Genomic DNA, 2157 nt, shown 5'->3' on the forward strand with positions numbered 1-2157 from the left:
GGAGGCGAAGGCGGCGCTGATCACCCTCGTCGAGCACGCCCTCATGGCCCGCCTGGGCTGATCCAGCCGCCCGGATCGCCCAGGGGGGACTGTGGCGTTGGCCACGCTCTCCCCCCATGTCGATCATGTCCGCACACACCTTCTGCACGTCTTCTGCACCGGCGGCGACCGGACCGCTGCGCGCGGTGCCCGCACTTCGTGCGCCTATGCCGCCGCTTGCCCTCTCCTGACCCGAATGTCCTTCCCGCTGGTTGTCCGGATCCATCGGTCCGCGGGGATTGGAAACTCCCCCCTCGTCGTGCTGGAATCCACAGCAACTCCGCAGACGTGGCGGCCATCCGGACGGTGAGCCGATGCCGAGAGGTGAGAGGCCAGTGAGGCGCAGCAAGGCGACGCCCCCGTTCCCGCAGCCGCCGGAGCGCCCGGGCGCATCCGGGCGCGGGAACTTCACCCCGCCGCAGGCGGGCGGGACACCGCATCCCACGGTCTCCCGGGACGACGACCGGGACCCGGCGCCCGCGGCGCACGGCAGCCGCTTCGCGCCCCGCAACTGGCGGGTGGCCACCCGGCTGAACGCCATCCTGCTCATCCCGGCGCTGCTCGCCCTCATCTTCGGGGGCCTGCGGGTGTACGACGCCTACGACACCTGGCAGGAGGCGGACGCCGCCGAGCGCACGGCCGAACTGGTGCGCGCCGCCGGTGCGTACGCCCACGCCGTGATCGACGAGCGCGACATCACCGCGCGCCCCCTCCTGGAGGGCCGTCCCGACGACCCGGTCATCGAACGGGCGCGCGCGCTCACCGACGAGGCGGCGGCCGAGTTCTGGGCCCGGGTGGAGGACGCCCCGCACACCGAGGGCGTCCAGCGCCGGCTCGCCCTGGTGGAGAGCACCGAGCCGGGCCTGGCGGCCCTGCGCTCCGCGGCGTTCGGCGAGGACCTGCCCGGTGTGGAGACGGAGGAGGGGTACATCGCCGTCCAGCACCCCCTGATGTCCTTCGCCAACGAACTGGGCCTGGGCACCGGCAACATCACCTCCTACGGCCGCACCGTCTACGCCGTCTCGCTCGCCAAGTCGGCGGCCTCGCTGCAACGCGTCATCGGCACCCATCTGCTGGTCGCCCCCGGCCCCGGCGCCGAGCAGACCCAGCGCCAGCTCACCGCCTTCAGCTCCTACCGCTACCTGGAGAACATCGCCCGCAACGAGTTCGTCGCCGGCGGCGCCGAGGCCGACGCCGACCGGCTGGCCGAGGTACTGGCCCAGGCCGGCGGCGAGCCCGGCAGCTCCGAGATGGACGCCATGGGGACGCTGATCGCCGCCGGGGCCGGCGGGTCCGGACCGGACGCCGACGAGGTGACCCCGCAGAACTGGTACGCCGCCGCCACCGACCGGTTCGACGCGTACCACACCATCGAGCGCGAACTGGTGGACACGGCGGTCGGTGAGGCACGCGACATCGCCGCCACCGCGCGCCGCGACATGGTCATCAGCGCGGGCGTCGTGGTGGCCGCGCTGCTGCTCGCCTTCGCCATCGCCATGCTGATGGCCCGCTCCATGAGCCGTTCCATGACCCAGCTGCGCACCGCCGCCCTGGGCGTCGCCGAGGAGCGGCTGCCCGCCCTGGTCGAGCAGTTGTCGCGCACCCAGCCGGGCGCCGTGGACACCCGGGTGGAGCCGATACCCATCACCAGCCGGGACGAGATCGGCGAGGTGTCACGGGCCTTCGACCACGTGCACCGCGAGGCCGTCCGGCTGGCCGCCGAGCAGGCCCTGCTGCGCGGCAACGTGAACGCCATCTTCACCAACCTCTCCACCCGCAACCAGGGGCTCATCGAGCGCCAGCTGGGCCTGATCGGCGAGCTGGAGGCCCGGGAGGCGGACCCCGAGCAGCTGGAGCACCTCTTCAAGCTCGACCACCTGGCCACCCGGATGCGCCGCAACGGCGAGAACCTGCTGGTGCTGGCGGGGGAGGAGCCGGGCCGCCGGCTGACCGAGCCGGTGCCGCTGGTGGACGTGCTGCGGGCGGCGGCCTCCGAGGTCGAGTCGTACGCCAGGATCGACATGTCCGGCGTCCCCGACAACGACATCCACGGCGCCGTCGTCACCGACCTGGTGCATCTGCTGGCCGAGCTGCTGGAGAACGCCATCACCTTCTCCT

Annotated in this window: 1 protein-coding gene; it reads left to right on the forward strand. The window is 72.9% G+C overall.

Going from position 1 to position 2157, the window contains the following annotated elements; all coding sequences use genetic code 11:
• Positions 1 to 374 precede the first annotated feature (374 nt).
• Positions 375 to 2157: nitrate- and nitrite sensing domain-containing protein (locus ACFV5N_RS27335; protein ID WP_385605074.1), on the forward strand; the 1783-nt coding region annotated here is incomplete at its 3' end.

This window comes from Streptomyces sp. NPDC059853, assembly GCF_042731495.1.
Taxonomy (GTDB): domain Bacteria; phylum Actinomycetota; class Actinomycetes; order Streptomycetales; family Streptomycetaceae; genus Streptomyces.